Genomic DNA, 26751 nt, shown 5'->3' on the forward strand with positions numbered 1-26751 from the left:
GATTATACATTTTACATTATCTTTATGCGTACCTAAACCCAGTAGAGAGAATGTATCCCAAAACAAAGCATGCGGCTGTCACCGCTCTTACCACCTTCCTGGTGGCGTTGTTATTGTTACCGGCATGTAAGCAAGCCAAAAAAGTCATGAATCCCGCACTGGCCCGGTATATTGAGGCCTATACTGCAGGTGTAATATCCAAGCAGAGTACTATTCGTGTACAATTGGCCGGCAATGTAAACGTAACGCATACACAGAATGAGCCCCTGGAAGGTGGTATTTTCAAATTCAGCCCGGATATTGAAGGGAAAGCCTATTGGGTAGATGCCACTACCGTTGAATTCAGGCCGGATGAAAACCTGCAGCCAGGTAAAACATATAATGCCACTTTCCGCCTGTCAAAAGTGCTGAAAGTGCCGGATGATCTTTCGTCATTCGACTTTGAATTCCGCGTCATTAAACCTTCCTTTTCACTGGAAGATAATGGCCTGAAGGCATCTGATAATTCCACGCTCGACAAAATGACCTTTTCCGGCGTGGTGCATACCGCTGATGTGGAAGATCCGCAGCAGATAGAAAAGCTGGTGAGCAATCATTATAACGGGCAAACATTGCCCATTACCTGGCAGCATAACCCGGCAGAAAAAACATCACGCTTTACCATTGCCAACATCAGCAGGGGCAATACAGAACGCCCGCTGGAGCTGACCTGGAATGGTAAACCACTGTCAGTAGATATTGATGGCAAAAAAAGTATCCCGGTACCTGCAACCGGCGTATTTAAAGTGCTGGATATACGCGCAGTGTCTGAACCGGAGCAGCATCTGCTGGTACAGTTCTCTGACCCCGTCAGCGTAGCGCAAAACCTGGATGGCTTGATCGGTATCAGCGGGCAGGCCGACCTGCGTTATTCTATAGAAGGCAGTGAAGTAAAGGTATTTGCACCTGCACGCCTGGAGGGTAATTATACCATTGCCGTGAATGAAGGCATCCTGAACATTACGGATAAACGCCTGGGCACTACCATGACCGGCAATGTGAACTTTGAGAACACCTTACCGGCAGTAAGCATACCCGGTAATGGGGTTATACTGCCCCAGAGCAGCAAGCTGGCCCTGCCTTTTGAAGCCGTGAACCTGAAGGCCGTAGATGTAACCATCATTAAAATTTATGAACAGAACATACCGCAGTACCTGCAAACCAACAGCCTGAACGGCGATCAGGAGCTGCGCCGTGTAGGCAAGCCCGTGGTGGAAAAAACCATCCGCCTGGATATGGATAAATCCCTGAACCTGCACAAACGTAACCGCTTTTTCCTGGACCTGGAAAAACTGCTGCGTACAGAGCCCGGGGCTATTTACCGCGTAACGCTGGGCTTCCGCAAAGCCTATGCGCTGCAAACCTGCAAGAGCGAAGAAGGTGACGGCGACCATGCCGGCAGTGAGGAAGAAGACGAAGAAGAACAACGTTACTATGGCGATGCCATAGACGAAGACGATTCCTTCTGGCAGCGGTATGATAGTTATTATCCCTACGGGTATAACTGGGAAGAAAGAGGATCGCCCTGCTCCAACTCTTACTACGCCAAAGACAAATGGGCATCGCGCAACATCATTGCCTCTAACATTGGCTTAACGGCCAAACGGGGTAATGATAACAGCATGGTAGTAGCAGTAACGGATATACGTGATACCAAATCACTGATGGGCGTAGAGCTGGAGCTGCTGGATTACCAGCAGCAGGTGATCTATAAAACCAAGAGCGACGGCGATGGCATGGCCTTCTTTGACCTGAAACGCAAGCCCTGGCTGCTGATTGCTAAAAAGGGTGATGAACGCGGTTACCTGAAGCTGGATGATGGCAGCTCCCTGCCCCTGAGCCGTTTTGATGTGAAGGGAGAGGAAGTGCAGAACGGTATTAAAGGTTTCCTGTATGGAGAGCGTGGCGTATGGCGCCCCGGCGATTCCCTGTTCCTTACATTCATTTTAGAGGATAAGGAGAAAAAGCTGCCGGAAGATCACCCGGTTACCTTAGAATTATACAATCCTAAAGGGCAGCTGTATAAACGTTTAACACAACACCAATCACTGAACGGCTTTTATAATTTCACTACTGCCACTGCTGCAGAAGACCCTACCGGCAGCTGGAGCGCTAAAGTAAAAGTAGGTGGCGCTGTATTCCAGAAAAATCTGCGCATAGAAACCGTAAAGCCTAACCGCTTAAAAATAAAGCTGGACTTTGGCAAAGCAGCCTTGTCCAAAAAATCTGCAACCTCCGGTACCCTTTCTGCCGCCTGGCTGTTTGGCGCTACGGCCCAGCATTTAAAGGCTAAGGTAGATGTGTCGCTGAGCTCACAAACCACCCGCTTTCCCAAGTTTGCGGATTATGCGTTTGATGACCCGGTTACCCATTTTGAAACAGAGGATAAAACCCTGTTTGAAGGCCCCCTGGGCGATAATGGAGCCGCCAATGTAAGTGCAGACCTGCCCTTAGGTAAGCTGGCGCCCGGCCAGCTGAAAGCCAATTTTGAAGTGAAGGTGTTTGAGCCGGGTGGCGATTTTAGTATTGATCACTTCTCCATGCCTTACAATCCTTTTGCTTCTTATGCGGGCCTGCGCATGCCGCAGGGCGACCGCTTAACAGGCATGCTGCTTACCGATAAACCACACGCAGTAAGCCTGGTGAATGTAGATGAGCAGGGCAACCTGCTGCCCGGCGACCATGAAGTACAGGTAGAGCTGTACAAGATCCGCTGGCGCTGGTGGTGGGATGAAAGTGAGAATGAAGACCTCAGCAACTTTACACAGGACAGCTATAACCAGCTGCTGCAAAAAGAAACCGTTACCCTGCACAATGGTAAAGGCGACTGGAACCTGCAGATCAGCTACCCGGACTGGGGCCGTTACCTGGTAAGGGTAAAAGACCTGCAAAGCGGCCATACCAGCGGCCAAACAGTATATATTGACTGGCCGGGATGGGCGGAGCGTATGCAAAAGGACAATCCTGCAGAAGCAGCCATGCTGGTATTTACATCCGATAAAACACAGTACAATGTAGGCGACAATATCACACTCACCATTCCCAGCAGCGAAGGCGGGCGGGGCCTGGTAAGCATTGAATCCGGCAGCCGGGTATTGAAAACAGAATGGCTCAGCACACAAAAAGGGCAAACCACTTTTAGCTTTAAGGCAGAAAAGAATATGGCCCCTAATATATACGTGAACGTTAGCTTGCTGCAGCCGCATGCGCAAACGGTGAACGATCTGCCCATCCGTATGTACGGCACCATTCCCATTGCAGTATCAGACCAGAACACGATACTGTCGCCACAGATAAAGCTACCCACTACTTTACGGCCGGAACAGGAAGCCAGCATTACTGTATCAGAAGCCAAAGGCAAAGCCATGACATATACTATTGCCCTGGTAGATGAAGGCCTGCTGGACCTGACCCGTTTTAAAACACCGGACCCGCACAGCGCTTTCTATGCACGGGAAGCATTGGGCGTAAAAACCTGGGACCTGTTTGATTATGTGATCGGCGCCTGGGGCGCAGATATGGATCGCATTTTAAGCATAGGCGGTGATGAAGGCCTGGACCGTGGCGCCAGCAATGCCAAAGCCAACCGCTTTAAACCGGTAGTGAAATTCATGGGACCTTTTTACCTGAAAAAAGGCCAGTCGCAAACGCACAACTTTAAGCTGCCTCCTTACATTGGCTCCGTAAAAGCCATGGTAGTAGCAGGTCAGGATGGCGCATATGGTATGACTGAAAAAACGGCTGCGGTGAAAAAACCGCTCATGCTGTTAACCTCCTTACCGCGTGTGCTGGGCCCTACAGAAACTATACAATTACCCGTTACCGTATTTGGGCTGGAAAATAATATCCGCAATGCCACCGTTACCCTTAGCACCAACAACCTGCTGGAAGTGGTGGGAGAAAATACCAAAACCGTAACCTTCTCCCAACCGGGCGAACAAATGGTGTATTTCGATGTACGTGTAAAAGCGCAGGTAGGCGTAGCCAAAGTGAAAGTAACTGCCAGCAGCGGCAGTGAGCGGGCAGAAGAAGCTACAGAGCTGCAGGTACGCAACCCCAACCCGGTGATCACCAGCACGCTGGAAAACACACTGGAAGCACGCGGCGTATGGAATACTTCGTTTAGCCCTGTGGGTATGGCCGGCACTAACAGCGGCACGCTGGAAGTATCTACCATTCCGCCGCTGAACCTGGCCAAACGTCTCAACTACCTGATCCAGTATCCGCATGGCTGTATTGAGCAAACTACCTCCAGCGTATTCCCGCAGCTGATGCTGAACCAGCTCACTGACCTGAAATCCAGCCAGCAGGCGGAAATAGATCATAACATTAAAGCAGGCATTAACCGCCTCAAAGGTTTCCAGGCATCTGACGGTGGCTTTAGCTACTGGCCGGGTGAAAGTACCCCTGACGAGTGGGGCACTAACTATGCAGGCCACTTCCTGCTGGAAGCACAGGCCAAAGGATATGCATTGCCACCCGGCCTGCTGGACCAGTGGAAAAAATACCAGCGCAATAAAGCAGCCACCTGGGCGCCCAGCACCTATAACTTCTATGGTGGTGACTTAATACAATCATACCGGCTGTACCTGCTGGCACTGGCCAAAGTGCCGGAGCTGGGCGCAATGAACCGGCTGAAGGAGTTCAAGTATTTATCCGTACCGGCTAAATGGCGGCTGGCAGCCACTTACCGCCTGAGCGGGCAACCGGAAGTAGCCAATGCCTTAATTAAGAACTTACCTACAGAGGTAAAACCATACAACCAGCTGGGCGGTACCTTTGGTTCTGACCTGCGCGATAAAGCTATGATACTGGAAACCCTCACGGCCATGGGCCAGCGCGCCCGCGCCGGTGAGCTGGTAAAACAAATTGCCGCCCTGTTATCACAGGAAAGCTGGTACAGCACGCAAACCACTGCTTACACGTTAATAGCCATTGCCAAATATTGCGGCAGCAATACCAGCGGTAGTAAAATGAACTTTACCTACCAGCTGAACAATGCTAAAGGCAGCGTAAACGGCAACTCTTATATTACGCAGATACCCGTAACCTTTACCGGTGCAGCAGGTAATGTAAACCTGCAGAACAACGGGCAGAATGTGCTTTATGCACGCCTTATTCTGCAGGGCCAGCCGGAAGCCGGGCAGGAACCAGTGGCAGCGCATAACCCGGATGTGCTGGATATGCAGGTGAAGTACAGCACCCGCAGTGGCAAACCCATAGACCCGGCTACCTTATCACAGGGCACAGACTTTATGGCTACCGTTACCATCCGCAACCCCGGCAAACGCGGGTATTACGAGCAGATGGCGCTAAGCCAGATCTTCCCCTCCGGCTGGGAAATTCTGAACACCCGCCTGCTGGAAAGTGACAGCGCATTTTCGCAATCGCCCTTTACGTATATGGATATCCGTGATGACAGGGTGTACACCTACTTTAATATTGAAGAAAACAAAACTTACACGTATAATGTGCTGCTGAATGCCGCCTATTTAGGCCGTTATTATTTACCGGCCACCTCCTGCGAAGCCATGTATGATAATACCATTCATGACTTTGCACCCGGGAAATGGATAGAGATCGTGAAGTAGCATTACGAATGGTCAATTACGAATGGAGTAGTTCAAGTGAATTAGTAACACGGCTAGCTGCTTCATTCGTAATTTTTAAATGATAATTAAAATTAATTATGCTCCGCTGGATGGTACGTAAGAAATGGTGGTTGCTGGGTGCTGCGGTACTGCTTATTACGTACTATTTCCTGTTACCCGCCAAACTATTTACCACTCCCACTTCTTATGTGATCGAAGATGCCAATGGCGAGCTGTTAAGCGCCACCATAGCGGCAGACGGGCAATGGCGTTTCCCGGTTGCCAATACCGTTCCGGATAAATTTGCTCAATGCATTACCACGTACGAGGATAAACGTTTTTATTACCACTGGGGAGTAGACCCGCTGGCGCTGGGCAGGGCCATTAAACAAAACCTGGGCCGCCATAAAGTAGTAAGCGGCGGCAGCACCATTACCATGCAGGTAATACGGCTGGCGCGTAATAAACCCCGCAACCTCTGGCAAAAGCTGGTAGAAGCCGTACTGGCCACCCGCCTGGAATTTTCCTTTTCCAAGAAAAAGATCTTAGCCTTATATGCCGGTAACGCCCCTTTTGGCGGTAACGTAGTAGGGCTGGAAGCCGCTGCCTGGCGTTATTACGGCCGCAGCGCACAACAGCTTTCCTGGGGCGAGACGGCCGCACTGGCCGTACTGCCCAATAGCCCGGCCCTGGTGCATCCTGGCCGGAACCGGCAAACGTTAATGAATAAACGTAACCAGCTGCTGGATAAATTATACCAACAGCATCGTATTGACAGCCTTAGCTGCCGCCTGGCCAAGCTGGAGCCGCTGCCGGAACAGCCATTGCCATTGCCACAATGGGCGCCGCATTTGCTGGATCATTTCCGGCAGGATGCAGCCCAGCAAAAACAGCAGGGCACCACCCGCATCCGCACCACAGTGGAAGCCGGTCTGCAACGCAATGTAACCGGCATTATAGAACGTTACCAGCGCCAGTACAAAGCCAATGGTATCAACAATGCCGCAGCCATTGTACTGGATGTGGAAACCGGCAATACACTTGCTTATGTTGGCAACATTTACAACCCTGCTGATCCGGAGCTGGAAAGCCATGTGGATGTGATACAGGCTCCCCGCAGCCCCGGCAGCACATTAAAACCGGTATTATATGCCGCCATGCTGAATGATGGTTTGCTGTTACCGCATACTTTAGTACCTGATATTCCTACGCAAATTGCCGGTTATAGCCCGCAGAACTTTGACCTGGGTTATGATGGTGCAGTACCGGCATCCCGCGCGCTTTCCCGCTCCCTGAACATACCGGCCGTACGTATGTTGCAGCAATACCGTTATGAGCGCTTTCATGCGCTGCTGAAAAAAATGGTCATTACCACGCTCAATCGCCCGGCAGATCATTACGGTCTGTCAATGATATTAGGCGGCGGCGAAACCACTTTGTGGGAAATGAGCGGTATGTACGCCAGCATGGCCCGTACCCTGCTGCACCTGGACCAATACAAGGGTAAATATGACCCGGACGATATACATGCCCCCAATTATGTAAAAGGCGTGCAGCGCCCCTCTGAACATGCGCTTAGCAATGCCGGCGTGTTAGATGCCGGCGCTATCTGGTATGCCTTTCAGGCCATGGAAGAAGTAATGCGGCCCGGTGAAGAATTATTATGGCAGCAGTTCTCCTCCTCCCAGCGGGTAGCCTGGAAAACCGGTACCAGCTTTGGTTTCCGGGATGGATGGGCGCTTGGCGTTACCCCGCAATATGTGGTAGGCGTATGGGTGGGTAATGCAGATGGGGAAGGCCGCCCGGGGCTAATAGGCGTAGCCACCGCAGCACCGGTAATGTTCGACATATTCCGCCTGCTGCGTACCAGCGGCTGGTTTGCCACACCCTATAATAAGCTGCGTAAGATTGAAGTATGCCGCCAGAGTGGTTACCGGGCTGGTGATGCCTGTCCGGATAAAGATTCTTTATGGGTACCGGTGGCTGGGTTAAGAACGGGTGTATGTCCGTATCACCAGCTCATTCACCTGGATCATACCGGCCAGTGGCGGGTTACGGCCAACTGTGAAGCGCCGGACCAAATGCAGCACAAGCCCTGGTTTGTACTGCCGCCTTCAATGGAATTTTACTATCGCTCCAAAAATAATTACCAGCCCCTGCCCCCTTATAAACCAGACTGCCTGGCCACGCTAACGCAGGACAAAGCACCCATGGAGCTTATTTACCCCCGCCCCAATACCCGCATTTTTGTACCCATTGAAATTGACGGTCAGCCGGGGCAAACCATTTTCACCGCTACCCACCGCGATGCCAATGCACATATTTACTGGCACCTGGATAATACCTATGTAGGCACCACTACAGAGTTTCACCAGATGGCGCTGCATCCTGCGCCCGGTAAGCATACTATTACATTAGTAGATGAAGACGGAGAGGAGATTAAAACGGAGTTTGAGATACTGGCGAAGGAAAAATAAAAATATGCAGATGTGCAGATATGCAAATGTGCAGATGGATTAAAGCGAATATTATTTATGCATTACTCATTTGCGCATCCTTTCACTGGCACATCAGCACATTAAACTCATTTCCACATCTGCACATTAATAGTTGTACTTCTCTTTCCACATCGCTTTCAGATACCGCCGCAGCTCATCCTCTCTTGCATTCTTCCCGGGATCATAGAGTTTGGTGCCCGCTATTTCATCCGGCAAATATTCCTGGGCTTCAAAATTGTTTTGGAAATCATGGGAGTACTTGTAGTTCTTTCCATAACCCTGCTCCTTCATCAATTTCGTAGGAGCGTTACGGATATGCAGCGGTACCGGCAGGTCGCCGGTTTGGGATACAATAGCCTGCGCAGTACCAATAGCCATGTAAGAGGCATTACTCTTGGGTGATGATGCCAGGTAAGTAGCGCACTGGGAAAGAATGATCCTGGCCTCCGGGTGGCCGATCAGGTTCACCGCCTGGAAACAGTTGGTAGCCAACAACAGCGCATTAGGGTTGGCATTGCCAATATCTTCCGATGCCAGTATCACCATACGGCGGGCAATGAATTTTACATCCTCCCCGCCCGCTATCATGCGCGCCAGCCAGTATACGGCCCCGTTAGGATCGCTGCCGCGGATGGATTTAATGAAGGCGGAAATAATATCATAATGCTGTTCCCCAGCCTTATCATAAATAGCAATACGCTGCTGTGCAATGTCCATCACTTTTTCATCGGTGATCACCACGGGGTCCTCCTGCAGGGTATCTACTACCAGCTCAAACAGGTTTAACAGCTTACGGGCATCGCCGCCTGAAATATTCAGCAACGCAGTGGTGTCTTTAATGTTGATGTTCTTTTCCCGCAGCCACTCATCTTTTTGCATAGCCTGCTGCAACAGCTGCCGCAATTCCGGCTCTCCTAAAGGTTTCAGCACATATACCTGGCAGCGGGAGAGCAAGGCCGCATTCACTTCAAACGAAGGGTTTTCTGTAGTAGCGCCTATCAGGGTAATGATCCCCTTTTCCACGGCGCCCAGTAAAGCATCCTGCTGGGATTTATTAAAGCGGTGTATCTCGTCAATAAACAATACGGCATGGCCCTGCTTACGGGCAATCTCTATCACTTCCCGCACTTCCTTTACACCGGCAGAAATGGCGCTCAAAGTGTAAAATGGAACTTCCAGTGTATGGGCAACAATATTGGCGATAGTGGTTTTGCCCACGCCCGGCGGGCCCCACAGGATCATGGAAGGTATTTTGCCCTGCTGTAGCGCTTTACGCAAAATACTGCCTTCCCCGGTCAAATGTTCCTGCCCCACCAGCTCATCCAGCGTGGCCGGTCTTAAACGTTCTGCTAAAGGCTCCATAATTTTATAGTTATTGTTTTTTCTCCTGCCACTGCCTCAGGTAGCCAAAAGATAAAGCACAGTTGACCAGCACACCAGCAGCATGCAGCACCAGCACGATCACCAAACCGGTCATTAAGCTACGCATGGCCTGTATGCTGGGCACGGGCTGGTTCTTGGGCAGCTGCTTCATGGCTTCCTGCAACATTTCATCCAGGTGTATAAGGCCATAAATACCATTGGTGATCAGCATCACGGCGTAAAAAATAGCCATGAACCCCATAATGCGGATGCCGCCTGGTGTATTGGACTTCAGGGGTTTGGCAGGGTCTTTCAGGCTTTGCTGCAGGGAAAGGCTTAACACGCTGTGGATCACTACTGATCCGGTTAACAATACAAAAATAAGCACCGCTGATAAAGCCGGTGTAACCAGTAAAGCCAACAACATTATCAAGGTAAAAAAGCCTGCCACCAGTAAGCTGATAATACTGAGAAACCTGAATAATCCTAACTTCGAAGACATCTGTACTCTTTTTATACTTACAAACCTAGCTAAATTAGTTGACAGTGAACCGGCTATCAAATTTTCCGGACGGTAACCACCAAATCCGTTAAATAATCTTTAATTCGTGTAAATTTAAAAACTAAACCTGTTTTACTTATGAACAAAAAGCATGCTGTAAAGCTATTGTTGCTGGCGGCCATAACCTCGTCTATGGCGGCCTGCAATTCACAAAGTACATCAGAGCAGATAGCGGCCGACTCAACCAAAGTACCCGCCTATGATCTGAGCTCCATAGACTCCAGCTACAAACCCTGTGACGACTTTGACAATTTTTCGAATGGCAACTGGAAAAAAAATAACCCCATCCCCTCCACAGAAAGCCGCTGGGGCGCCTTTAACGTACTGGATAAAGAGAACAAGGAAGTAAGGTTAAAAGGCATTATAGCAGAGATCACCCAGCAAACAGAACTTAAAAAAGGTACGGAAGAACAACAGATTGCTGATTATTACAGATCATTCCTGGATACCGCTACCATTGAAAAGCTGGGCATCACACCTTTGCAACCCTATCTTGATAAGATCAATGGGATCAAAACACTGGAAGACTGGTCTAAAGTAAGCGGCGAATTACAGAAGATGGGCATTCCCACCTTTGAAATGTTCGGTATAGATGCCGATGCCCGCAACAGCAGCATGAATGCATTATACGCTTCACAGGGCGGACTAAGCTTACGCGAAAGAAGCTATTATGACCGTACGGATTCCAACACCGTAAATGTGCGGAAACAGTTTGTATCCCATGTAGATACCATGTTCCAGATGGCTGGTTTCCCTGATAAGGATCCCGGGAAAACCCTGCTGGATTTTGAGACCAAACTGGCTAAGCTGCAGCTCACCAACGTACAGCGCCGCGACCCTGTTAAAACCTACAATAAAGTTGCTTTCAGCGAGCTGAAAACACTGGCGCCCCAATTCAACTGGGAATCTTACGCCAGTGAGCAGGGTATTAAAAGTGATACCGTTATCGTTGAAGATAAACCTTACGTTAAGAACGCCGGCGCGCTGTTGAAAGCCACCCCGCTGGAAACCCTGAAGCTGTACACCCGCTGGCAGCTGCTGAGCCACTTTGCCAGCTTCCTGCCTAAGAAATTTGATGACGCCAACTTCCGCTTCTACGCTACCGTGATGAGCGGTCAGAAAGAGCAGAAGAAACGTACTGAAAGGGCCATCCGCTCTACAGACGGTACTTTAGGCATGCCCCTGGGTAAATTATTTGCCAGGAGATATTTCCCGGAAAGCTCCAAGCAGAAAGTTTCTGATATGATCGAGAATGTACGTAAAGTATATGGCGAAAGAATTGACAAGCTGACCTGGATGAGCGACTCCACTAAAAAAATGGCGCATAAAAAGCTAGCCTCCTTTACCTACAAGATCGGTTATCCTGATAAATGGAAAGATTATTCTTCCATCAAGATCGGACCCGGCACCCTCATTGAAAACCTGGTTGCTGCTGCTTACTACGATAACAATGAAGCAGTAGCCAAAATAGGCAAACCGGTAGATAAGAAAGAATGGTTAATGACCCCGCAAACCGTGAATGCTTACTACAATCCGCTGAATAATGAAGTAGTGTTCCCGGCCGGTATCCTGCAACCGCCCTTCTTTAACCCCAACGCAGATGATGCTATTAACTATGGTGGTATTATCGCGGTGATCGGGCATGAATTTACCCATGGTTTTGACGACCAGGGCTCCCAGTTTGATGCTGATGGTAACCTGAAAAACTGGTGGGGCGCCGCTGACCGCGCAAACTTTGATAAACTTACCAGGCGTTATGTTGATTATTTCAGCACCATAGAAGCCCAACCGGGTTTCAAGATCAATGGCGCTTTAACCATTGGTGAAAACGTGGCTGACCTGGGTGGTTTAACCCTGGCCTACCATGCGCTGGAACAATCCTTTAATGGTAAAGAACCCGCTCCCATAGACGGTTACACCTGGAAACAGCGTTTCTTCCTGGGCTGGGCACAGGTATGGCATGGTAATACAACCGATGCTGCACTGCGCAACCAGATCCAGACAGATCCGCACTCCCCGGCCCGTTTCCGTATTAACGGCCCGCTGCCGCATATGAAAGAGTTCCAGGATGCCTGGGGCTGCACCAGCGGCAAAATGGTGCTGGCAGATACTGCCCGTGTGGTGATCTGGTAATTCCCGCTAATATGAACCTCCGTGGCCCGCACAGCTATTGTTGTGCGGGCCACGGCTTTTTACCGTATATTTGTGGCGTTTTAAAAGATCAAGATTATGCTGACTTTAGTGAAACAATACCGGAAAGAGCTGCGCAATATATTGTTGTTTGCTGTGATCGTTGCCCTGCTGCCTTACGTTCCGCAGGCTTTTCATTTCCTGGAAACCTTTACCGGCACCATGCTCCTGCTGGCTGCGTTATGTGGTACTGTGCTGGGTTTAAGCCTGAAACTGCATTATCGTATTACGGTGCTGCGCATTGCTAAAGAAGAGAACCTGTAAATAATACTACCGCCATGAAAAAATTATTATTTGCTTTTGCTGTTGCTGCCGGCTTAATGTCCTGTGGCAGCACTGCCAAACAAGCCCCCATGCAGGAAACGGCTATGGAAGATTCCACTGTTAGCGCGGTGACCCTCATTGCGCTGGGCAGAATGGGCGACCCCATCTGCGAAATGCCTTATGATACCAGCTATGTGGAATATAGCGTGTACAAAGGTGATACCGTGCACTTCTGCTCCCCTACCTGCAAAGGCGTGTTTGATAAGAACCCGGAGAAATATGCCACAAACCTGAAATAATTCAGCTTACTACTTATAGCAAAAGGGCTGTGTTTCGTATGAAGCACAGCCCTTTGCAATGATATATATACATGTGTATCAATCTCCATTAAGCTCAAAAAAAGCGTCCCGGTTATTACACCGGAACGCTCTTAAAAAACATATGTGCAGGCGCTTAGAAACTGTAACGCAAGCCTAACTGCATCTGATAGCGGGAGCTAAAGAAGTCCTTGGAGTAAGGAGTGCCCGGATCAGACCAGGTGTATTTCGGATAATCGGTAGCAGCATTAGCCGGTGTACCCTGCTGTTTCAAACCAACGCTGGCAGTAGAGTTGAAGGCATTGGATGAGAAGTATTGAATACCCCAGTTCTTGTTCAGCAGGTTGGTAAGGTTCACGATATCATAAGTAAGCGTGATAGTGTGTGTACGTTTACCGGCTTTAATGTTGTAGTCCTGTGTAAAGCGGATATCGGCCTGGGTATTCCAGGGTGTACGGCCACCATTACGTTCTGTGAACTGGCCACGGCGGCTGCTCAGGTATTTATCTTTATCAATGTAGGCATCAAAGGCTGCAGCTTGCTGTACAGCAGTGGCGCCGTTGGCGATATCATTAAAGAAGTTAACGGTTTCGCCCTTCCTGGGAATATATGCCAGGCTTACCTGCTGCGGTGTACCCTGTATAGTTGCATTCAGGAAACCGTAAGTGAACGGCACACCGGATGAGGTGTTGAAGAACACAGCAACACTGGAAACCCATTTACCTTTCTTATTCCAGTCCACACGGTAGTTAGCTGTAGCTACTATGCGGTGACGGATATCAAAGTTAGAGTATGCCAGCTGCGGATTGTTAGGATTCAATGCCTGGTTCAGCTGCCAGTTAGATTCCATGGAGTTACGGATACCGTTGGTAATGTCTTTAGACTGACCATAAGTATACGCGGCGCTTGCATTTAAACCGAATTTGAAACGTTTGCTCACCTGGCCGGTAATACTGTAACGGTAACCCTGATCGGTGTTTGACAGCTGGTAAGCATTGGTGTACAGTGAATTTATTTTGCTGCCGCTGAAAATAGGCTGCAGGTGCTGTTTGTCATATGCTTCATAATAAACCGGGTTATCAACCAGGTTCACCTGCTGAAAACGCAGGTCATGAATGGTTTTGGTATAAATACCTTCTACGGAAAAACGCCATTGGTCAGCGGTGTTGTAATCCAGCGCCAGGCTGCTTCTCCACATCTGCGGCATTTTAAAGTTATTATCGATCATATCTACCTGGGTAGCGCCTTTTGCATCATGTACATCTTTACCCTGTGCAGTTACAAACTGTGCTAAACCATTAGGGGAGGTAGAGATGGGGTTAGAACCTGCAACCGGGCGGTCCGTATCGGTTTTGTAACCAAACTTGGTATCATAGGCGCCGTAAGTAACACCGTTGTTGTAATAAGCATAACCTAACCATGCAAACGGAATACGGCCGGTAAATAAGCCGGTACCGCCACGTATAACAAGACTCTGGTCGCCTTTCACATCATAGTTAAAACCTAAGCGGGGAGAGATCTGTACGTTGTTCAGGTAATCATTCTTAATATCCCTGGGTAAGGTATAAGTATAAGTGGTACCATAGTTAGGATCTGCCGGTGAGCCGGTGGTTTTATCACTCAGCGGCTGCATGTTAGGCAGGTAGGTATAATCCAAACGCACACCCGGGGTAATTTTCAAATGGTCGCCCACTTGAATTTCATCCTGTGCATACAGGCTATACAGCTGTACTTTAAACTGTGCCGGCGGATTATTCATGATATAATCACGGGTATTATCGGTATAGTTAAAGTTGCCACGTACACGGGAAGGTTTGTCTGCCAGGAAATCAGCAATAGAACCGTAGTCAACACGGCCGTTCCAGGAGTTCACAAAACCATAGGTGATGTTATATAATTCGTTGTGCGTACCAACGGTAATATTATGGTTGCCTTTGAAGAAGGTTACGTTATCGGTGAACTCAAAGGTTTTTTGTTTCATGTTAAAGATGCTGGCCTCACGGTCTGTACCCAGGAAAATGGTACCGCCGTTGGAAGCGATCTGGATCTGTGCCAGGGCCGGGTTAGATACTGGATCACGATAATCGTGAATGCTGGAATAACCTACTATCAGGCTGTTGGACAGTGTATTGGAAAACTGGCTTTTCAGCTCAGCCACCGTAGAGGTTTGGTTGTTCACCTGTTTGTAGTCAATACCGCCAAAACGGAAGTTCTGCTGATCACGCTCCAGGTTTGTAGCCTGTGAGGTGATGGTATTGTTACGGATAGACAGCTGATGTTTGTCGTTAATACGCCAGTCTAAACGGTTAAAGAACTTGTTGGAGTTGGAGTAAATGCTGGTGTTATCATAAGTGCCGGGATTGTAATCTGCACCAAAGCTCAGCATGTGCTGTTTGATCTGCTCTGCCTGATCTGCGGTCAGCAGCTTCATATCCGGTGAACCGGCAGCCAGGATCACAGGATCGCGGCGGCGGGTAATTTCTTCGTTGCTGAAGAAGAACAGCTTATCTTTTATAATGGGAAAGCCTACACGAACACCGGTCTGGTAATCATGAAAATCAGAAGGCAGCTTAGAACCATCACCGGCGTTGTTCTTACCGATCATGAAAGCGCCACGGCCAAAACCGTATACGGAGCCATGGAACTCATTGGTACCACTGCGGGTAACGGCGTTAATACTACCGCCTAAGAAGTTACCGATCTTCACATCATACGGCGCCAGGTATACCTGTATATCCTGGATAGCATCCAGCGATACCGGGTTGGTGCGGGTGCTGCTGCCCGGCTGGCCGGAGCTGTTGGTTTGCCCGCCCAGTGAAGGGCTAAAACCAATAGCATCGTTATTGATAGCGCCATCCAGCGTTACGTTGTTATAACGGAAGTTAGTACCCAGGAAAGAGTTGTTATTACTTTGCGGTGTGGTACGGGTAAAATCCTGCAGGCTGCGGTTCAGGCTGGGCAGGGTTTTCAGCTGCTCCTGTCCTATGCGCCCGCTTTTAGGCGCAGTGTTGCCTACTACCACTATTTCACTTAAAGCGGTAGATTCTTCTTCCAGCTTAAAGTTAAAAGTGCTGCCACCCAGGCCCAGGTTAATATCGCCCCGTTCGTCTTTTTTATAACCTATGAAAGATACGCTGATGGTATAAGGCCCACCGGGATTCAGGTTAGGTAAAATGTAGCGGCCATCGGCATTGGTTTGTGCCCCTGATTTAGCGCCGGTGCTGGTGTTTACAGCTACAACCGTAACACCAGGCAGGTTTTCACCTTTGGCATTGGTTACTTTCCCCGTGATCTGGGAAGTGGTGATCTGTGCGTACAAACCGGTAGTGGTAAGCGTAAAACCGGCCAGTAGTAAAAAAAATGCGTAGAATATCCTGTTCACGTCTGTTGTATTTTGACGCAAACGTACCCTTGCCACATTATGCGTATGTTAACGGAATATTAAATTAATGTTAACTCGCAGGCGCGACTATGATCTTCAAAGTATTATAGATCAATTATGATATGATATGTGCTGTTTTTATGGTTTTTGGGCTGATAGAATCTTATATAATCAAGGTTTAAGGTTAAGGAATGAGCATCCCTTCCGGGTTAACCCCGCTCGGTTCGCATATTCTCCTAAATTAGATAAGCAGTGTTATGGGATTGTTACGGGAATATTAAGTTTAGTGCTGATGTAAAAAAAAGATGGCCCCTCTACGGAGCCACCTTCTTTGTGCTTATTATTATTACTAACCAATGATCGTTACATTCTTCCCGCCTCTATTATCTCTGCATAAAAGAAACCGTCCCGCTAAAAAGCAGGACGGTACTTGAACAGTTTATGAAAATCTACGCTTACGCAAATTATTTAGTAGCATATGCGGTTTCCTGGGGCCCCCAGTTAATCCATGACTGTTTGGTCCAGGGATTAGCCGGATCAACAGCGCCAACATATGTTACTTTATCAAAGAAACTATCAAAATCAGCAGAGAAAGCAGCTGTTTTGCTGATCTTCAGTGCAAATTCAGTGTTAGATGCCTTGAAGTTGCTTACAGAAGGTACTGCAGTAAATACATCAGCTAAAGCAGCAGCGCTTACGTTATTGTTGGCAGCAGCCATGATCAGGGTCTGGATACCGGCAACTGTCAGGTAAGAGGCATCTTTGTTATCGCCATCAAATAATACAGGGCCAATAGCGGCGGCGCCATTACCACGTTGATCTGTGATGGGGCTAATACCGGAAGCCTGGAATATACAGTTAGTCAGTTTAGAAGTACCATCTGACAGGTAATCCTGAGCTACTTTACTTTCTACGTCTATAGCAACGGGCAAACCGCTGATTACAGAGTTAGCAACAGTAAAGGTGGCACCTCTTCTCCAACGTGCACCGGAGTAGAAGTAATCACCGCTACCGGTAGCGCTGCCAGGACCAACGATGGTTACATTGGAGATCATCGGGTGAGTGAAAGGAGTGCTGGTGTTAGCGCCATTCAGGTTATCTACTTCCATACCGTTAGACAGGCTCACGATATCAGAGAATTTTGCATCCTGTAATACTACGCAGAACTGCAGCTTACCTTTAAAACCGCTGTCCATATCAAAGTTATCATCCAGGGTACCATAAGCAACCAGGTATTTACAGCTTACAGTGCCGCCAAACCATTCAAAAGCATCATCACCGGAATAGCTTACCTGTACGTGATCTACAGTAGTACCGCTACCAACTGCGTAGAAGGTAACGCCATTCACTTCAGAGTCTTTGGTGTCGGCCAGTGCAATACCGCCAAATTCAACACGTACATACTGCAGTGTACCGGAGTTATCGGTATCAACAAATGCACCGGTAGCATCACTGTATCCCAGGTCCACGGTAGCATCTGCACCTTGAATACCTTCTACCTTTCTTTTATCAACCGGACGGTTGGTGCTGGCTTTACCCAACAGCATAATACCACCCCAGTCACCAGGCTTGCGTGAGCCAACTGCTTTCTCAGAAGTGAATACGATCGGCTGATCAGCAGTACCTTTTGCAATCAGTTTTGCACCACGGGTAATGATCAATGTACCACCTTTGGTAGGAGATATCTGGCCGCCCAGGATGGTGGTGCCAGGCTGTATTGTTAAAGTAGCGTTATTTACCACATACACATAATCCCGCATTACATATACAGTGTCTTTTGATAAAGTTCTGTCTTTGTCAATTTTACCAACCAGCACTACCTGTTGTTTTTCTCCACCAGTATCCGGTGTTGGATTGTCATCATCGCTACAAGACATAAACCCCAAAGCAATACCTGTCAAGGCAAGGAAGGAAGCACGAAGGTGTTTCATAATAGTCATTTAGTTTCTGTAAAAAAATAAAACGTGTGTTATTTAATCGTTAGTCAAATATTAACAATGCGCTAAGTTCTTAATGGAACGTATAGTTAAATGAAAGCGAGAAGTTTGTACCCATTTTATATGAATAGAATATATAGTCTGTACCTTCTTTATAAGCCTTTTTGTTATCCTTGTTCTGATACAATAAATATGGGTTATTAAAGATGTCGGAAATGTTCACCTTTAATTCTGCATTATTCTTGAACAGTTTTTTGCTCAGCTGCACATCCAGCAGGTTACGGGAATTCTCATACACATCCAGCTTGTTACTGCTGTCATCACCTACCGTATTAATGCGGGGACCAATGCGATTATAGAGGATGGTAAGGCCCATGCTATTGGAAGGATCATTCAACTGCAAACCGGCATTCACCAGGTAGGGAGACTGGCCTGGTAAAGGACGCGTTTCACCATTGATGTTACGAACGGTTTGGTTCGGATTTTTTATGGAGGAGTGAATGTAAGCGGCATTCAGGAACACGTAAGAGTTGGTACCCCATTTCTTTAACAGGAACTCCATATTCTTTCTTATTTCCAGCTCAGCGCCTATAGTGTTGGCATTGTCCAGGTTAATATAGGTACGGTCATTATTATCTATACTATACCAGGTTTCAGAAATGGGATTTTTAAACCGTTTGTAGAACGCAGCTACGGCAAAAGTTTCGCCGGCATGCGGGTACAGCTCATAGCGCAGGTCCACATTGGTAATGCGCGTTTGCTTTAACGCCGGGTTACCGAATACAGCTGCGGAGTTAAGGAAATCATAGAAGCTGAAAGAAGCTATTTCCCGGAACTCAGGTCTTGCCACAGTATTGGAATAAGACAAACGCAGGTTGGTCTTTTCAGTTAACGCATATACGATGTTAGCAGAAGGCAGGAAGCTGTTATACGTAGTATCTGTAGTGAAGATAGAACCCGTTTGTGTAACAGGCTTCAGCTGCTGGCGGTAAGATTCAAAACGCAGGCCCCAGATCACACGCAGTTTTTCGGTAATAAAATTATCGAAAGCAAAATAACCGGCGCTCAGGTTAGAGTTGGCTTTGTAGTTATTCTCCGGTGAGCTGTCATCACGCAGGTATAAACCATTACTTCCCAGGTTAGGGGTAGCAAACAACAGCTGCGGAGGCATCGTTAAATTATCATAGCTGAAATCAAAGCTCCGGTGGTAAGAGAACGGGCGGTAGTTAGAGGTACGCTTACGGTATTGTTCAAATACACCCAGCTTCAGCGTTTGCTTGGAATCTTTGATCAGCGGGAACTGGAAAGAAGCGCCACCATTATAAATATTGTCATTTACCTTGGCAAAGGAACGGGATGTACCGCCATTCACCGGCTGGTCCACAATGGCGTGATCATTGGTATAGTTGGAAATGCGGATATCCGGATCCTCACGGTTAGTATTGGAGTAGTTCAGCATCCACTCCAGCTTTTTCTTACCAAAACCATGCTCACCCTGTAAAGTGGAAGAAAGGATGTACCGCTCTACCAAACCGCGCAGAGATGATTGGGTAACGTAATCAAAGGGAGGTGCGGGATTGGTGGATACACTACGCAGAATAGTCTGATTTTCCAGGATCCGGTTGTAAATATTCTTGAAAGATATTTTAGTGTTCTTTAAACTGTATGCAAAGTTGGCAACAGCGCCTAAAGAGCTGCTATAACGATTGGTAGTATCCAGGTTATGGCGTTTGTACACATTATTATCTATATCATAATCATTACGCTCGGCAAACTCATTCCGTTCTGTATGATAATGTGTAAGGGAAAGAATGTATCCGAACTTCTGCTCATTGCTCCATAGCTTGGTATTACCTACTGTTATCTGCAGGTTGGTGCCGGGCATTACTTTTTTCTTATTGTCTACAGCCCAGGTGTTCTTAAAGGCTTTATTAATATCATCCTGCTGTTTGCCGGTAGCATTATTAAAATCTGTTTGGCCAGGCGCAATGGAAGGCAGCTTGCGGGATCCGTCGTCAAATGTCCAGTAATCGGATTTACCGCGGAAACCGGACTTACCATCTTTAAAAGTTGATTGGGTATTATAGCTGGCGCCTATTCCTATGGATATAAATTTCTCATCCGGAAAGTCCCGGGTGTTCACCTGTACCAGGCCGCCGGCAAAGTCGCCCGGCTTATCCGGTGTAGCAGTTTTATTAATAACAATATTATCTATTAACCCCGAAGGGATAATATCAAAGGAGAATGTTTTGCGGTCCGGCTCTGTGCTGGGCAGCAGCACGTTATTCATGGTAGCGTTATTATAACGGTCTGTTAAACCGCGTACAATAACATATTTATTATCCTGTATACTGGTACCGCTTACACGTTTTAGCACTTCGCCGGTGCTTTTATCCGGTGAGCGGCGGATCTGGTCTGCAGAGATACCGCTGGAAACCGCGGTATTATTTTTCTGCGCCACATACAGCGCATTAATAGTTTCCTGTTTATAAGAGCCGGTGATCACTACTTCCTTCAGGTCTTTTGACCGGGGTTCGTCCATGATCACATCCAGGGTAGTTGCGGCGCCCCCTTTTACAGCTACTTCACTAATGGATTTAGTCTGGTAACCCATGTATTTATAATCCACGGTATAGATACCTGCGGCAACGCTTAGTGTATAACGTCCTTCTACATCCGTTACAGCACCATTGTTAGTTCCTTGCAGCACTACCGTAACACCAATCAGGGATTCGCCCGTTTTTTTATCGGTTACTTTTCCTACTATTTTACCGGGACTCTGTGCAAATGCGGTGTTTACAAAGCTGAGTACTACTACAAGAAAAACCCAAAGTTGCGCAGGTATAGTTCGTCTTTTCATCACTGGCTGATAGAATTTGACAGCAAAACTATTGCGGGCTTATTACTGCATTGTTAAGCCTGTGTTACCAGAATGTTAAGTTGTTAAAGAATTATTAAGAAATTATTAAGGATAGGGGATTCATGAATTTTATAGAACAGGTTTCATTAACAGGAAAAACCCGGGGGCGCCTGCCGGTTATTCAGCCACAGGTCCAGCGAAATATCCAGGGTGCTGTTGCCATCTTCCCGGCTCCCATCTGCCGCAATGATCTGGAACAGGTGCTGGCTTTTGTTGGTAAAGGGCTTGTTATCTTTTTTATTACACAGCTCCAGGCTGAAGTTGAACTTTTCTTCCAGCTCCTCTTCAAACTCACGCAGGCTCAGGGTTTCATCAATGGGGTATTCTACCAGCATATCCGCAGGAAAACCGGCTTCCTTCAGGGTATCAAAGGCATTGCCAAGGGAGTTATGCACATACACCGTTACATTACAGCTTAGCAGCCGCTGGAACTGCAATTGCAGCAGGGAAATGGTCATTAAAGGGTGAAACTTCAGAACTTTCATCTCAATATGGTATTACTGCATCCTGGCTATAGGATTGTGATTCCGGCAAACTTAACGGCTTACCTTTAATTAAATATTAAGCAGTTGTTATGTTATTGTAAATAACATGATAGCAATTACTTATGCAATTGGGTTTCAAGCGTGCAGTAGGAGATGGGAAGGATAGCAAATAGGGTATCAGGGATTAAAGCTAATGACTTTGGATACTTCCCAGGGAAGCGGGCTGTCATCATCTTCATCAGGTAACACTACCTTGGTTTTAGTAACCGGGTGCTGGTACAGTTTCCATTCCCCGCTGCTGTATTCCAGTGAGGTCAGGCTCTCTACCCAGTCGCCCGAGTTCATGTAGGTAACGGTTCCACCGTTATGCTGCATTTCCTTTATAATAGGCTGGTGGATGTGCCCGCAGCACACCACATCAAATTTTTTGTCAATAGCGATCTCTGCCACTATCTGCTCAAAATCCGAAATAAAACTCACCGCCTGCTTCACACTTTGCTTCACTTTTTTAGAAAACGACAGCTTTTCCCGGCCCAGGCGTTCCAGCACGTTATTAACCAGGCGGTTCAGGATGATGAGGATATCATACCCCTTCCCTCCTAATTTGGCCAGCCATTTTGAGTTTTTCATGGTTACATCATATACATCGCCATGAAAAAACCAGTGGGCTTTTCCATCCACTTCCAGGATCAGCTTGTTGTCTATGGTAAAATTCCCCAGCTCAAAACCAGCATATTTACGCAGGGCTTCGTCGTGGTTGCCGGTCAGGTAGTACACATCCGTACCCTTACCGATCATTTTGAGGATGCGGCGGATCACCTTGGTATGAGCCTTGGGAAAATACCGCTTGCTGAACTGCCAGATATCAATGATATCCCCGTTCAGGACCAGGATCTTCGGGTCAATACTATCCAGGTATTGGACCAGCTCTTTTGCGTGACAGCCGTAGATCCCGAGGTGTACATCGGAGATCACAACTATATCTAATGGGCGTTTTTCAGACATTTAAATCAAGTCAATTCCTTAGTGCAAAGAAAAATTTGCTATATTACTTTTATATTAACCCAGTATTAAGGAATTATTAATTCTAACATTTTCTTGGACGTATTGGCACCGGATAGCTATTTTTGCCGCAAATTTCAAACATCACCTATATGGGAGGCTTCAATTCTTTTGTGAAACTTTTTATGCCGAAAGACCGGGTTTTTTATTCATTGTTCGAGGATGTAGCAGCCAACCTGGTGGAAATGGGAGAAGTGCTGAATGAGCTGGTAACCACAAACGACCTGAGCATCCGCAAGGACAAAGTGCACCTGATCGAGCGGCTGGAACACAAAAATGACGATTATACCCACCGGATATTTGTAGAGCTGGGCCAGAATTTTATTACGCCCTTTGACCGGGAGGATATCCATTACCTGGCAGCCACCCTGGACGATGTGGCAGATTATATTCACGGTTCTGCTAAAAGGATTGACCTGTACAAAGTGTATGAGCTGAATGACAGCATCCGTAAGCTGGCAGAGCTGATAAGCCTGGGTGTGGCAGAGCTGCACAAAGCTATTCACGAGCTGCGCGACATGAAGAACATGCGGAACATTACCGATGCCTGTGTAAAGATCAATAGCCTGGAAAACCATGCGGATGACATTTATGACATGGCCATTGCCGATCTGTTTGATACAGAGACCAATGCGGCGGAGCTGATCAAAATGCGTGAAATATACCAGGCGCTGGAAATAGCTACGGATAAGTGTGAAGATTGCGCCAACGTAATTGAAACCATCATTATTAAGTACGCCTGATCCGCAGGCGGGGGGAATGTTCACGTAATTTCTTAGCTATGACCTTTCTGATTGTTATCATTATACTGGCGTTCGTGTTTGACTACATTAACGGTATTCATGATGCCGCCAACTCTATTGCCACTATTGTTTCTACCAAAGTATTAACGCCTTTCCAGGCAGTATTGTGGGCGGCCGTATTCAACTTCGCCGCCTTTTTTATGTCCAAATATATTTATGGGGAGTTTAGGGTAGGTAATACTATTGCCAAAACCATCTTTGAGCAATATATTACCCTGAAAGTGATCTTTTGCGGGCTGCTGGCCGCTATTGCCTGGAACCTGATGACCTGGTGGTACGGTATCCCTTCCAGCTCCTCCCATACCCTTATAGGCGGATTTATTGGCGCTGCGGTAGCCAATGCCCACGGCTCTTTTGACGTGATCAACTATTCCAAAGTAATGCCCACCATTTATTTTATAGTGCTGGCGCCCTTTATTGGTATGGTAGTGGCCTTTTTTATTACCATCCTGATCGTAAATATCTGTAAAAGGGCCAACCCTTTCCGGGCAGAGAACTGGTTCAAACGCCTGCAGCTGCTCTCCTCCGCGGCCCTGAGCTTAGGCCACGGCGGTAATGATGCCCAGAAGGTAATGGGTATTATTGCCGCAGCCATGGTGGCACACGGCTCTATTGATAAAATTACGGATGTGCCCAACTGGGTGCCGCTCTGCTGTTTTACCGCCATAGGCCTGGGTACCATGAGCGGTGGCTGGAAGATCGTTAAAACCATGGGTACCCGTATTACCAAGGTAACCCCACTGGAAGGCGTAGCTGCGGAAACAGCAGGCGCCATAACCCTGTACCTCACAGAAACACTGGGCATACCGGTGAGCACCACCCATACCATTACCGGCTCTATTATAGGCGTAGGCGCTACCAAACGCCTTTCCGCAGTACGTTGGGGGGTAACAGTAAGCCTGCTCTGGGCCTGGATCATGACCATCCCTATCAGCGCCCTGGTAGCAGCGGTAGTGTACTTTATAGTAAATATTTTCATTAAATAACGGCAAAGCATACGCGTTTACCGGTTTATTGGCTGCATCTTCTGCGCCAGAGGCGGTAAACGCGCACTTTCCCTCTACGGCCCCAACTTTTTCTTATTAAAAATTCCTTTCAACCCCCTATTTTTGTGAGATTTTTGTGAAAGATCCAAAAACTTTAGGCAAATGAAAGGTATTATTCTGGCAGGTGGCTCGGGTACCCGCTTACATCCTATCACGTATGCTATCAGCAAGCAGATCATGCCCATTTATGATAAGCCCATGATCTATTACCCGCTGTCCACGCTGATGCTGGCCGGCATACAGGATATCCTCATCATTTCTACCCCGCATGACCTGCCTGCCTTTAAACGCCTGTTTGGCGATGGCAGCCAGTATGGCTTACGCCTGCAGTATGCAGAGCAGGCCACTCCCAACGGGCTGGCCCAGGCTTTTGTAATTGGCCGGGAATTTATTGGCAATGATAAAGTAGCCCTGGTACTGGGCGATAATATATTTTATGGCGCCGGCCTGGGCACCCAGCTGGCCAATAATGTGGACCCGGATGGCGGTATTGTATACGCCTACCACGTATCTGACCCGGAACGTTACGGCGTGGTGGAGTTTGATGCGCAAATGAAAGCCGTGTCTATTGAGGAAAAGCCTGCCCAGCCTAAATCCAGCTACGCAGTACCGGGCCTGTATTTTTATGATAACGAGGTGGTGAACATTGCCCGTGACCTGGAACCCAGCCCCCGCGGTGAATATGAGATCACAGATGTGAACCGGGAATACCTGCGCCGGGGCAAATTAAAAGTATCCATACTGCCACGCGGCACCGCCTGGCTGGATACCGGCACCTTTGACTCCCTGATGCAGGCCACCCAGTTTGTACAGGTGATTGAGCAGCGCCAGGGTATTAAAATAGCCTGTATTGAGGAAATAGCCTACCGCAAAGGATTTATTACCCGGGAACAGCTGCAGGAGCTGGCCAAGCCCCTGCTGAAAAGCGGTTACGGGCAGTACCTGGAAGATGTATTGAAACAGAAAGTGTGATCAGGCATTTACGATTTCAGATCTGCGATCTTAGATTTGCAGCAGCAATTAAGATCATTGATCTTTAAATCGTAAGTTGCAGTATTATAACGTTTACGATTATAGCGTTACTATTAAATTTGGTATTACAATTAGGGACAATCAAATCATAGGCCTGTAAATCGTAAATCTAAAATCGTAAATCTAAAATCATGTAGGTTCTTGTTACCGGTGGTTGTGGCTACATTGGGGCGCACACTATTGTAGATCTGATCAATCACGGCTTTGATGTAGTATCTGTAGACAGTAACATCCGCAGCACTACCCAACTACTGGACGGTATTGAAAAAATTACCGGCAAAAAGATCCATAATTACAAAGTGGACCTCTGCAACCTGGAAGATACCCATGCTGTTTTTCACGAGAACCGGGACATTGTAGGCGTGATACACTTTGCAGCGCTGAAAACCGTACCGGAATCCGTAGCAGAACCGCTGCTGTATTTTCATAATAACCTTACCTCCCTGGTAAACATCCTGAAATGTATCCAGGAATTTAAGATCCCCAACTTTGTATTTTCCTCCTCCTGCTCTGTGTATGGCAATGCCACTGCACTGCCGGTGATAGAGGAAACCCCGCTGGGCGAAGCACAATCCCCCTACGCCCGCACCAAACAAATAGGTGAGCAGATCATCCAGGACTATAATAAGGTAAATGATACGCAATCCATTATACTACGGTACTTTAACCCGGTAGGTGCGCATCCTTCCGCCCTGATAGGCGAGCTGCCTTTGGGTAAACCGGATAACCTGGTGCCTATGATCACGCAAACGGCTATAGGAAAACGCCCCAAGATGATCGTATTCGGCCATGACTACGATACCCGTGATGGTTCCTGCATCCGCGATTACATTCATGTAATGGATATTGCCAATGCGCATACCCGCGCCCTGCAGTACCTGCTGGACAAAAAGAATAAGAGCAACCTGGAAACCTTTAACCTGGGCACCGGCAACGGCGTAACCGTGCTGGAAGCTATTAATGCCTTTGAAAAGATCTCCGGTGTAAAGCTGAACTATGAGCTGGGCCCCCGCCGCCCCGGTGATGTAATAGCCATTTATGCCAACAATAGCCTGGCCAAGTCCAAACTGGGCTGGGAACCCAAGATCGGGATTGAGGACATGATGCGTACCGCCTGGCAGTGGGAAGTAAGCCTGCGGGATAAAGTGCTCAGCAACTAATTACAAATTTACAGATATGTAGATATATAGATGGTTTAAAACCGGAACCGGGCATTTGCACATTTGTACATCCGCATATTTGCACATTATTATTACTTTTA

General features: G+C 47.7%; 15 protein-coding genes and 1 pseudogene. 9 read left to right on the forward strand and 7 right to left on the reverse strand.

Annotated elements, in window-relative coordinates; genetic code table 11:
* Positions 1-50: 50 nt before the first annotated feature.
* The gene (locus KVT36_RS15390) at positions 51-5630 is read left to right on the forward strand and encodes an alpha-2-macroglobulin (protein WP_217604364.1); all 5580 of its coding nucleotides are present in this window, start codon (positions 51-53) and stop codon (positions 5628-5630) included.
* Between the two features lie 98 nt (positions 5631-5728).
* The gene (gene pbpC, locus KVT36_RS15395; RefSeq protein WP_217604365.1) at positions 5729-8107 is read left to right on the forward strand and encodes a penicillin-binding protein 1C; all 2379 of its coding nucleotides are present in this window, start codon (positions 5729-5731) and stop codon (positions 8105-8107) included.
* 126 nt (positions 8108-8233) lie between these two features.
* On the opposite strand, the gene KVT36_RS15400 is transcribed toward pbpC, so the two are convergent.
* The gene (locus tag KVT36_RS15400; protein WP_217604366.1) at positions 8234-9490 is read right to left on the reverse strand and encodes a replication-associated recombination protein A; all 1257 of its coding nucleotides are present in this window, start codon (positions 9488-9490) and stop codon (positions 8234-8236) included.
* A 10-nt stretch (positions 9491-9500) separates the two neighbouring features.
* On the reverse strand, positions 9501-9992 hold the full coding sequence (locus KVT36_RS15405) for a hypothetical protein (protein WP_217604367.1): 492 nt from the start codon (positions 9990-9992) through the stop codon (positions 9501-9503).
* A 138-nt stretch (positions 9993-10130) separates the two neighbouring features.
* Here KVT36_RS15405 and KVT36_RS15410 point away from each other — a divergent pair, with 138 nt between their 5' ends.
* The 3 genes from KVT36_RS15410 to KVT36_RS15420 all read left to right on the forward strand — a co-directional run bounded on the left by KVT36_RS15410 (position 10131) and on the right by KVT36_RS15420 (position 12805).
* Entirely contained in the window at positions 10131-12185 is a 2055-nt protein-coding gene (locus KVT36_RS15410) for a M13 family metallopeptidase (RefSeq protein ID WP_217604368.1), read from the forward strand.
* A 96-nt stretch (positions 12186-12281) separates the two neighbouring features.
* Positions 12282-12506: a hypothetical protein gene (locus KVT36_RS15415; protein WP_217604369.1), complete on the forward strand. Its 225-nt coding sequence runs from the start codon at positions 12282-12284 to the stop codon at positions 12504-12506.
* A gap of 14 nt (positions 12507-12520) precedes the next feature.
* Complete coding sequence (locus tag KVT36_RS15420) at positions 12521-12805, forward strand: YHS domain-containing protein (RefSeq protein ID WP_217604370.1); 285 nt, start codon at positions 12521-12523, stop codon at positions 12803-12805.
* 154 nt (positions 12806-12959) lie between these two features.
* On the opposite strand, the gene KVT36_RS15425 is transcribed toward KVT36_RS15420, so the two are convergent.
* The 5 genes from KVT36_RS15425 to KVT36_RS15445 form a co-directional block, all read right to left on the reverse strand.
* Complete coding sequence (locus KVT36_RS15425) at positions 12960-16205, reverse strand: carboxypeptidase regulatory-like domain-containing protein (protein WP_217604371.1); 3246 nt, start codon at positions 16203-16205, stop codon at positions 12960-12962.
* Between the two features lie 464 nt (positions 16206-16669).
* Positions 16670-18136 carry a hypothetical protein gene (locus KVT36_RS15430; RefSeq protein ID WP_217604372.1) on the reverse strand — a complete coding sequence of 489 codons (1467 nt, stop codon included), beginning with the start codon at positions 18134-18136 and terminating at the stop codon, positions 16670-16672.
* A gap of 79 nt (positions 18137-18215) precedes the next feature.
* Positions 18216-21002: a TonB-dependent receptor gene (locus KVT36_RS15435; RefSeq protein ID WP_217604373.1), complete on the reverse strand. Its 2787-nt coding sequence runs from the start codon at positions 21000-21002 to the stop codon at positions 18216-18218.
* Between the two features lie 146 nt (positions 21003-21148).
* The gene (locus KVT36_RS15440; RefSeq protein ID WP_217604374.1) at positions 21149-21547 is read right to left on the reverse strand and encodes a hypothetical protein; all 399 of its coding nucleotides are present in this window, start codon (positions 21545-21547) and stop codon (positions 21149-21151) included.
* 177 nt (positions 21548-21724) lie between these two features.
* Complete coding sequence (locus tag KVT36_RS15445; RefSeq protein WP_089906452.1) at positions 21725-22552, reverse strand: UDP-2,3-diacylglucosamine diphosphatase; 828 nt, start codon at positions 22550-22552, stop codon at positions 21725-21727.
* Positions 22553-22701: 149 nt separating this feature from the next.
* Here KVT36_RS15445 and KVT36_RS15450 point away from each other — a divergent pair, with 149 nt between their 5' ends.
* The 4 genes and pseudogenes from KVT36_RS15450 to galE all read left to right on the forward strand — a co-directional run.
* Positions 22702-23352, forward strand: a complete 651-nt coding sequence (locus KVT36_RS15450) for a DUF47 domain-containing protein (protein WP_217604375.1) — start codon at positions 22702-22704, stop codon at positions 23350-23352.
* 38 nt (positions 23353-23390) lie between these two features.
* A complete protein-coding gene (locus KVT36_RS15455; RefSeq protein ID WP_217604376.1) occupies positions 23391-24398 on the forward strand; it encodes an inorganic phosphate transporter in 1008 nt (335 codons plus the stop codon).
* A 162-nt stretch (positions 24399-24560) separates the two neighbouring features.
* Positions 24561-25430, forward strand: coding sequence for a glucose-1-phosphate thymidylyltransferase RfbA (gene rfbA / locus KVT36_RS15460; RefSeq protein ID WP_217604377.1), 870 nt, complete (start codon positions 24561-24563; stop codon positions 25428-25430).
* 209 nt (positions 25431-25639) lie between these two features.
* Positions 25640-26650 (forward strand): annotated as a pseudogene (gene galE / locus KVT36_RS15465) (UDP-glucose 4-epimerase GalE); the annotation flags it as partial.
* Positions 26651-26751 lie beyond the last annotated feature (101 nt).

The organism is Chitinophaga sp. GbtcB8, assembly GCF_019091455.1.
Taxonomy (GTDB): Bacteria; Bacteroidota; Bacteroidia; order Chitinophagales; family Chitinophagaceae; genus Chitinophaga.

Excerpts from the sequence above, each read along its gene's own strand:
- KVT36_RS15390 (WP_217604364.1), top strand. The coding sequence starts at position 51 with ATGTATCCCAAAACAAAGCATGCGGCTGTCACCGCTCTTACCACCTTC.
- pbpC (WP_217604365.1), top strand. The coding sequence starts at position 5,729 with ATGCTCCGCTGGATGGTACGTAAGAAATGGTGGTTGCTGGGTGCTGCG.
- KVT36_RS15400 (WP_217604366.1), bottom strand. The coding sequence starts at position 9,490 with ATGGAGCCTTTAGCAGAACGTTTAAGACCGGCCACGCTGGATGAGCTG.
- KVT36_RS15405 (WP_217604367.1), bottom strand. The coding sequence starts at position 9,992 with ATGTCTTCGAAGTTAGGATTATTCAGGTTTCTCAGTATTATCAGCTTA.
- KVT36_RS15410 (WP_217604368.1), top strand. The coding sequence starts at position 10,131 with ATGAACAAAAAGCATGCTGTAAAGCTATTGTTGCTGGCGGCCATAACC.
- KVT36_RS15415 (WP_217604369.1), top strand. The coding sequence starts at position 12,282 with ATGCTGACTTTAGTGAAACAATACCGGAAAGAGCTGCGCAATATATTG.
- KVT36_RS15420 (WP_217604370.1), top strand. The coding sequence starts at position 12,521 with ATGAAAAAATTATTATTTGCTTTTGCTGTTGCTGCCGGCTTAATGTCC.
- KVT36_RS15430 (WP_217604372.1), bottom strand. The coding sequence starts at position 18,136 with ATGAAACACCTTCGTGCTTCCTTCCTTGCCTTGACAGGTATTGCTTTG.
- KVT36_RS15435 (WP_217604373.1), bottom strand. The coding sequence starts at position 21,002 with ATGAAAAGACGAACTATACCTGCGCAACTTTGGGTTTTTCTTGTAGTA.
- KVT36_RS15440 (WP_217604374.1), bottom strand. The coding sequence starts at position 21,547 with ATGAAAGTTCTGAAGTTTCACCCTTTAATGACCATTTCCCTGCTGCAA.
- KVT36_RS15445 (WP_089906452.1), bottom strand. The coding sequence starts at position 22,552 with ATGTCTGAAAAACGCCCATTAGATATAGTTGTGATCTCCGATGTACAC.
- KVT36_RS15450 (WP_217604375.1), top strand. The coding sequence starts at position 22,702 with ATGGGAGGCTTCAATTCTTTTGTGAAACTTTTTATGCCGAAAGACCGG.
- KVT36_RS15455 (WP_217604376.1), top strand. The coding sequence starts at position 23,391 with ATGACCTTTCTGATTGTTATCATTATACTGGCGTTCGTGTTTGACTAC.
- rfbA (WP_217604377.1), top strand. The coding sequence starts at position 24,561 with ATGAAAGGTATTATTCTGGCAGGTGGCTCGGGTACCCGCTTACATCCT.